The sequence below is a fragment of the uncultured Porphyromonas sp. genome, assembly GCF_947254915.1.
Classification (GTDB): domain Bacteria; phylum Bacteroidota; class Bacteroidia; order Bacteroidales; family Porphyromonadaceae; genus Porphyromonas.
This window is the reverse complement of record NZ_CAMYEZ010000111.1, coordinates 1-7,232: the sequence shown is the minus strand read 5'-3', so window position 1 is coordinate 7,232 and position 7,232 is coordinate 1. Positions and strand designations below refer to the sequence as shown.

Sequence of the window (7,232 nt, the reverse complement as noted above, 5' to 3'; positions counted from 1 at the left end):
GGGGGAGATTAGAAGTTAGAGGGGAGATCGGAGCTATCAGAGCAGTCGGAGCGATCGGGCGGGTAACCTTTGTCGGGGAGCTGGAGTTGCGTCTTTACTGTGGGCTAGTCGTGAGATTAGTGGGTCTAGGAGTTTGAAGTGTTGTAAATATGCTCTAGGTTGTCTATATTTGCACGCTCGTAGGAGACGACCTATTGGGGCGATTCGGCGGAGGTGCACAATAATCTAGCGACACGGCCGTTTTGTCCGATAGGATACACCTTAATCATATAACCACTGAAATAGACAGACTATGTACTGGACGTTAGAATTGGCCTCCAAGCTGGAGGATGCTCCCTGGCCTGCTACCAAAGATGAGCTCATCGACTATGCTCAGCGCTCGGGTGCGCCCATCGAAGTAATCGAAAACCTTGAGGAGATCGAGGACGAGGGCGAGGAGTATGAGACCATCGAGGATATATGGCCAGACTACCCTAGCAAGGAGGACTTCTTCTTCAACGAGGAGGAGTACTAGTTCGCCACTATAGACCCTGGCTCATAATCAGGGACTCTCTGCATAGCTATTAGTTTATGACTACACGCCACCTAGGATGAAAGAGACGCACCCACCTCGGATCTGCGCTATACGGCTTGCGCCAGAAGAGCACCAGTCGGAGAGGGGCGTATGCGTTGCGGAGAGGTGGGGGCGTAAGTCTCTCGGGAGGCTGTTGCTATGTCTGCTGATCGTGGCTTGCTGGTTGCCGATGCGTTCGCTGGCGCAGGTGGATCCGATCTTCTCAGACTACCGACGGCTGCAGAACTACTACAATCCAGCAGCGATCGGCTTGCAGAAAGATCTGCTCCTGACGGCTGCTTATCATCAGCAATGGATTGGTATAGAGGGGGCGCCTGCTAACCTTTTTGTCTCGGCTCATACGGAGCAGCAGTGGGGCAAGAGCTACCACGGCGTGGGCGTGGTGGTCGCAGCGCAGCGTGCTGGTCTCTTCACCCGCACAGAGGCGCAGGCGGAGTACGCATTTCAGCTTCGCTGGAAGGGAGACAAGATACTCTCCATCGGCACAGGGCTGGGCATGATCAACCTCCTATATGACGGTACCAAGGCGCACATACCAGACGGAGGAGCGATGACGCCAAATGACCCTTCGCTACCACAGACACCCGTATCGGGGCGCACCTTTGATCTCTCTGCGGGAGTCCTATGGCACACGCCTCGGTACTTCATCGGCTTCTCGGGGCGTCACCTCACGGTGCCGCGCATCACGCTCGACAGGCTCTACTATCAGAAGGTGCCGATACATATCAATGCGGTCTGTGGGTACAATATTACACCACGGGGTGCGTTATTATCGTGGCACCCCTCACTATTTGCCTCGACCAACTTGACGTCGTGGCGGGTGGATGTCAACCTAGACGTACGCTTGGCTCAGCGATGGGAGGCTGGTCTGATGTACCGACCTTTGCAAGCTGCGGGGCTACGGCTGGGAGCGCTCTTTGGCAAGTGTCACGTGGGTTACCTCTTTGAGATGCCTACGAGTCAATTGGCGAGGGGCAACTGGGGCAGTCACGAACTGGTGATAACCTATGCACTCCCGATGTCTAGCCACAAGAAAGGGACCAACAGCTACAAGAGTATCCGACTCCTCTAGCTCGTACGTCTCACTATTAATATAGAACTCTGAAACAACTTAGAAGCTATGAAAGAAGCTTTGCCGACATACAGCAGTCCGTCCGAGAGCGCGCATGACGCACGTTCCGTACAAAGGCTTAGGACTAGAATCAGAGCGGGAGCCTTGCCCCTACTAGGTGCTTTGGCACTACTCTTACTCTTCATCTCCGTGCTGAGCATGGTGGGCTGCGCTCCCAAGCGTGGCTCTGGCGTGAGTGCCGAGCTGGTGGGCGTGGGACTCGCCTCGTGGAGTGAGCCGGCTCCCTATGGCATGGTGCAAGTACCGCAAGGACATATCGTACTGGGCGAGCGTGAGGCGGACACGGTGTGGGGACTCCCCGCTGAGTACAAAGCTATCTCGGTAGATGCCTTCTGGATGGATCAGACGGAGGTGACGAATGCGCAATGGCGACAGTTCGTCTACTATGTACGCGACTCAATCATTCGCGAGCGTCTTGCGGATCCACTCTACGGAGGCAACCCGCTTTACAAGATTACAACGGACAAGTATGGGGACCCTGTCAAGCCTTACCTCGACTGGTCTCAACCGTTGCCCAATCCTAAGCGTGCACTAGAGCAGGAGTTGGAGGCTATGGAGAGTGTCTACTACACGAACCCCGTGACGGGCGAGCGTAAGCTCGATCCTAAGCAGATGCTCTACAAGTATGAGGTCTACGACTACCACGCAGCGGCACTCTACCGCAACAACTTACAAAAGGATGTGCGCGCCAGCAAGGGTGTTCAGGAGCCAGTGATGATCTCTAAGGACACGGCTTACGTCAATGACCGTGGCGAGGTGATCCGTGAGACGATCACACGTCAGCTCGCTAGTGAGTACGACTTTCTCAATACTTACATCGTAGCGATCTATCCCGACGAGACGGTCTGGGTCAACGACTACCCCAACTCTAAGAATGAGATCTACACCCGCACTTACTTCAACCACCCTCGCTACGATAATCATCCCGTGGTGGGTGTCTCGTGGGAGCAAGCAACAGCTTTCTGTCACTGGCGCACGGACAACTATCGCAAGGGGTTGAACCTCCCAGATGGAGCGATCGTCCCTGAGTTCAGACTGCCCACAGAGGCGGAGTGGGAGTACGCAGCGCGTGCTGGACGGACGAATACGAAGTACCCGTGGAATAGCGAAGACCTCGATTCGGAAGAAGTCTGCTTCTTGGCAAACTTCAAGCCTTTCGAGGGAGACTACGCAGCCGACGGACAAGTGATTACTTCGCAGGTGAGTACTTTCTCGCCCAACGACTACGGGCTCTACGATATGGCGGGCAACGTAGCGGAGTGGACTAGCTCGAGCTACTTCGTCTCGAGCTACGAGATGATGGACGATGTCAATCCGCAGATGCGCTACAACGCAGCTCGCGAGGACAACACGATGCTACGGCGCAAGGTTGCCAAGGGTGGCTCATGGAAGGACGTCCTCCGCTTCATCAAGTCCACAAGACGCATCTACGCTCCACAAGATGAGGCGCACTCTTACATTGGCTTCCGCTGTGTGCGCAGCATCATCAACAACTCCAAATAAGCAACGCAACAGATAGCCCTAACAACGGCTTTACCCTTCAGACAGATAGACTCATGGCAAAGAAATATAGACGCTACAAGAATGGACTGGAGATGTATCTCTCCAGCAAGAAAGGGCGCAGAGTGCTCAACTTCGCATACAGCTGGGGTGCCGCAGTGGTGATCCTAGGAGCTCTCTTTAAGTTGCTCCACCTATCCTTCGGCAATGAGATGCTTTTCATCGGTATGATCACCGAGTTTCTCGTCTTCTTCATCTCAGGCTTTGAGCAGCCTGAGGAGCATTACCAGTGGGAGCAGGTTTTCCCCGAGCTAGACTCTAAGAACCCGATGGACAAGCAGGAGATGGAGGCTCGCCGACAGTACCTCCTCCGCAAAGCTCAGGAGGCAGCCGCAGCGCCAGCGCCCTCTTATGCCTATCCAGAGGGTAAGCATCACGAGCAGCCTAGCGGTTACGTAGCTCAGCCTCAAGCACAACCACAAGCTCAGGCAGGTTACGTAGCTCCTGAGGGTAGCTACGGTGCGCCAGCTTCGGAAGTTCAGGTGGAGCGTCTCTCCGCTGCCATCGATCAGCTAGCCAATGCCGCTTCGCAGCTCAGCCGACTAGGCGAGCTTTCTCAACAAATGACTGATCAGTGGGTCGCTATGCAGCAAGACGGGCGCACACTCGGTGAGAGCGCCGTTGAGTATCAGATGCAGATGGACACGACCTCGCAGCATTTGGCCCGTCTCAACCAGATCTACGAGTCGCAGCTGGCAAGCATCACAGGACAGGTCGCTACCATTGACCAGATCAACCAAGGACTGGAGCATATTAAGAATATGTACCAAGACTCCGCCATTGACAGTACCACCTTCCGCACGCAAAATGAGCGCTTGACCATGCAGCTCTCTGAGCTAAACCGTGTCTACGCTCGCATCCTAGAAGCACTGACAGTCAATATGGGCGCACCTGGCATGGCGGGCCGTCCTTATCAGGGAGGCTACGAGCCTAGTTACTACGCTCCACGGCAGGAGTACCCCTCGGCACGTCCCGACTACTACGCCTCTCAGCCCTACCAAGCACCACGCAATGCGGGCGCACCACAAGAGCCACAAGAGTAGATTGCTTTTCTCACCTCACCTACTCGATAGCTATTCAACTAATACAATCTAGGCATTATGGCAGCAGGAAGCAGTGGTAACCGCAATAGGCAGAAGATGATCAATCTGATGTATCTCGTCTTCATTGCGATGGTAGCACTCAATGTCTCCTCGGAGGTACTCTCGGGCTTTGTCCTCGTGGAGCGCAGTCTGACGCACACCATCGAGGGGGCACAGCAGAGCAATGACAACATCATGAAGGGGCTCTCAGCTGCTTATGCCAAAAACCCTAGCAAAGCAGAGCCCTGGTATCGCAAAGGGCTAGCGCTCACCGCCTATGCAGACTCGCTCTACAACGAGATAGACCAGTTGCGCCTCCTCATAGCTCAAGAGGCAGACGGTAAGGATGCCAATCCCAACGATGTGGCTCGCAAGGACGATATGAACGCCCCCACTACCGTCATGCTCAACCCCATCACACGGCGAGGCGCTAAGCTACGCGAGTCAATCGAGGCATTCCGCACGTACACCACGCAGATGGTTCGTAGCGACAGCCGTCGTGAGCATATCTCTGAGATGCTCAGCACGGAGCGTTCGGGAGGGCTCAGCTGGGAGCAGCAGATCTTTGAGAATATCCCAACCATTGCCTCGCTCACGATGCTCACGAAGCTTCAGAGCGACATACGCTCCGTCGAGGGCGACGTGCTAAGTGACCTTGTCCAAAACATCGACAGTGGCGACCTCCGCGTCAATAAGATTGCTGCGCAAGTGATTCCACGCAGTCAGCTCGTCATGCAGGGTAGCCAGTACGAGGCGAGCATCGTCCTCTCCAGCTACGACTCGACACGCGTTCCCAAGATTGTGGTCAATGGCACCACCCTTCCCGAGAGCGCTGGGGGCATTTACCGTGTCACAGCGACCAAAGCAGGCACCTTCCCCATCTCGGGATACATCGAGACAGAGCTTCCCGACGGCACCTCTGTCAAGCAGCCTTTCCAGTCGGAGTACTATGTCACCGAGCCTTTTGCGACAGTCGCTCCTACCATGATGAATGTCCTCTATGCGGGCATCAACAACCCGATCAGCATTGCCGTGCCTGGTGTCCCCTCGCAAAACGTCACCGCCACGATGACCAACGGAACGCTCACCCGCAAAGGCAACAGTTGGACGGCTAAGCCCGCTAAGATCGGCACTCCCGCTGTCATCACCGTTATGGCCAAGCAGGCTGACGGTCGAAACCTCAAGATGGCCGAGACCTCGCTACGTGTGCGAGCTCTCCCCGATCCGCTTCCTTATATACAGTACACCGATGCCAATGGAGCGACCAAACGCTTTAAGGGCGGGCGCATCGCCAAGCGTGACCTCCTCACTGCCAACGGTATCGGAGCTGCTATTGACGACGATCTGCTAGACGTGCCCTACCAGGTAGTGCGCTTCCAGCTCCTCTTCTTTGACTCTGTCGGTGGCGTTATCCCCGAGGTGTCCAATGGCTCCACTTTCTCCGCTAGACAGCGAGACAAGATCCGCAATATGGCAAAGGGTAAGCGCTTCTTCGTGAGCGAAGTGACCGCTCGTGGTCCCGACGGGATCGAGCGACAGATCCCAGCCATCGAAGTAATCGTACGATAGTCTTCACAGCTTTAAGAATAGACCCATCTCACTATACTATGCAACGCATCCAGTCTATACTCATAGTGCTCCTAGCCCTCACGCTCACACTGACCGCTGAGGCGCAAAACTTTGACCCTCTCTCCGCCACCACTACCGACTCAACACGAGTTGCCACGGAGCTACCACGTCAGCGCCCCACAGCACGTCAGCGACGCGCTCAGAAGGAGCAGGAGACACAGACCGATGGCGTCTCCATACGCGCCAAGAACTACGCCGACCAGCAGGTCAAAGATACCGAGACAGCCCCCTGGCGCCGAGTCATCTACCGACAGCTCTCAATAGACAGCCTTGCCAATGCTCCTATCTTCCGTCCTGTACGTCCGTCGGGACAGTTGCAGAGCCTCTTCTCGCTCCTCTTCAAGCGCTTCAACGACGGGAGCATAACCGTCTATGAGTACGAAGACCTGGGCTACGAAAACCTAACTCCTGAGCGACAGCTACGCTTTGAAGACTTCCTCGACCGCTTTGGCATCGTATATGACAAAGACCCCAGCCAGACGGGCAACCGTGCCTTCAAGATCCTCCCCGTAGACATCCCCACGCAGTCTATACACAACTACTATGTCAAGGAGGAGTACTACTACGACGTCAAGACCAGCGAAGTGAGCAGTCAGATCATAGCGATCTGCCCCGTGATGGACGACGAGATATCGATGGAGGGTAGCGTGCGTATACCGCTCTTTTGGGTCAAGTACTCCGACGTGCAGCCCTACCTCTCGCAGCAACCTATCATGCTCTCAACCAAGAATAACGCCACGACCGCCACGATGGACGACTTCTTTAGTCTCAATCTGTACCGCGGACAGATCTCGATGACGCTAGGCGGTGAGACCGCTGAGCTCAATAGCGAGATGAGCGACTCGACTGCGATGGCTGCGCGTCAAGCCTTCAGCAACCAGATCGAGGGCGAGCTCAAGCAGTTTGAGGAGAGCCTCTACGGCACCGAGTACACCAAACCAGAGGCTAGCGATAGCGACCTTCAGGAGGGACGTGACGGCGAGGACGACAGTGAGCTTGACACAGCCCGTGCCCGTCGCTCACAAGAGCTTCGCGAGGGCAAGAGCCAACGTAAATCAGCCAAGGCGACCAAAGCGAAGAAGAAGAGTCGTCCCACCAAGAAGGCTACTCCCAAAGCTGCCAAGGCAGAGCAACCGAAGCAGTCGAAGAGCACTACCACACGCTCCGTACGCAACCGCTTCTAGCGACTAAGTCGCCAACCAATCGAGTAGGTCAGGAAACGAAAGTTTTCTGACCTACTTTCGTTTCCTTCCCT

General features: G+C 55.4%; 6 protein-coding genes. All 6 read left to right on the top strand.

Annotation, left to right across the window (positions count from 1 at the left end; genetic code table 11):
• Positions 1-292: 292 nt before the first annotated feature.
• Positions 293-514 (top strand): DUF2795 domain-containing protein, encoded by a 222-nt coding sequence (locus tag Q0X57_RS06835; RefSeq protein WP_004331394.1) that lies wholly within the window; start codon positions 293-295, stop codon positions 512-514.
• Positions 515-590: 76 nt separating this feature from the next.
• Positions 591-1,646, top strand: coding sequence for a PorP/SprF family type IX secretion system membrane protein (locus Q0X57_RS06830; RefSeq protein WP_297729434.1), 1,056 nt, complete (start codon positions 591-593; stop codon positions 1,644-1,646).
• 198 nt (positions 1,647-1,844) lie between these two features.
• Positions 1,845-3,209: an SUMF1/EgtB/PvdO family nonheme iron enzyme gene (locus Q0X57_RS06825; protein WP_297729437.1), complete on the top strand. Its 1,365-nt coding sequence runs from the start codon at positions 1,845-1,847 to the stop codon at positions 3,207-3,209.
• 53 nt (positions 3,210-3,262) lie between these two features.
• Entirely contained in the window at positions 3,263-4,309 is a 1,047-nt protein-coding gene (gene gldL, locus Q0X57_RS06820) for a gliding motility protein GldL (RefSeq protein WP_297729431.1), read from the top strand.
• Positions 4,310-4,366: 57 nt separating this feature from the next.
• On the top strand, positions 4,367-5,917 hold the full coding sequence (gene gldM / locus Q0X57_RS06815) for a gliding motility protein GldM (protein ID WP_297729428.1): 1,551 nt from the start codon (positions 4,367-4,369) through the stop codon (positions 5,915-5,917).
• 38 nt (positions 5,918-5,955) lie between these two features.
• A complete protein-coding gene (gene gldN, locus Q0X57_RS06810) occupies positions 5,956-7,161 on the top strand; it encodes a gliding motility protein GldN (RefSeq protein ID WP_297729425.1) in 1,206 nt (401 codons plus the stop codon).
• Positions 7,162-7,232 lie beyond the last annotated feature (71 nt).

Excerpts from the sequence above, each read along its gene's own strand:
- gldL (WP_297729431.1), top strand. The coding sequence starts at position 3,263 with ATGGCAAAGAAATATAGACGCTACAAGAATGGACTGGAGATGTATCTC.
- gldN (WP_297729425.1), top strand. The coding sequence starts at position 5,956 with ATGCAACGCATCCAGTCTATACTCATAGTGCTCCTAGCCCTCACGCTC.
- Q0X57_RS06830 (WP_297729434.1), top strand. The coding sequence starts at position 591 with ATGAAAGAGACGCACCCACCTCGGATCTGCGCTATACGGCTTGCGCCA.
- gldM (WP_297729428.1), top strand. The coding sequence starts at position 4,367 with ATGGCAGCAGGAAGCAGTGGTAACCGCAATAGGCAGAAGATGATCAAT.
- Q0X57_RS06825 (WP_297729437.1), top strand. The coding sequence starts at position 1,845 with ATGGTGGGCTGCGCTCCCAAGCGTGGCTCTGGCGTGAGTGCCGAGCTG.
- Q0X57_RS06835 (WP_004331394.1), top strand. The coding sequence starts at position 293 with ATGTACTGGACGTTAGAATTGGCCTCCAAGCTGGAGGATGCTCCCTGG.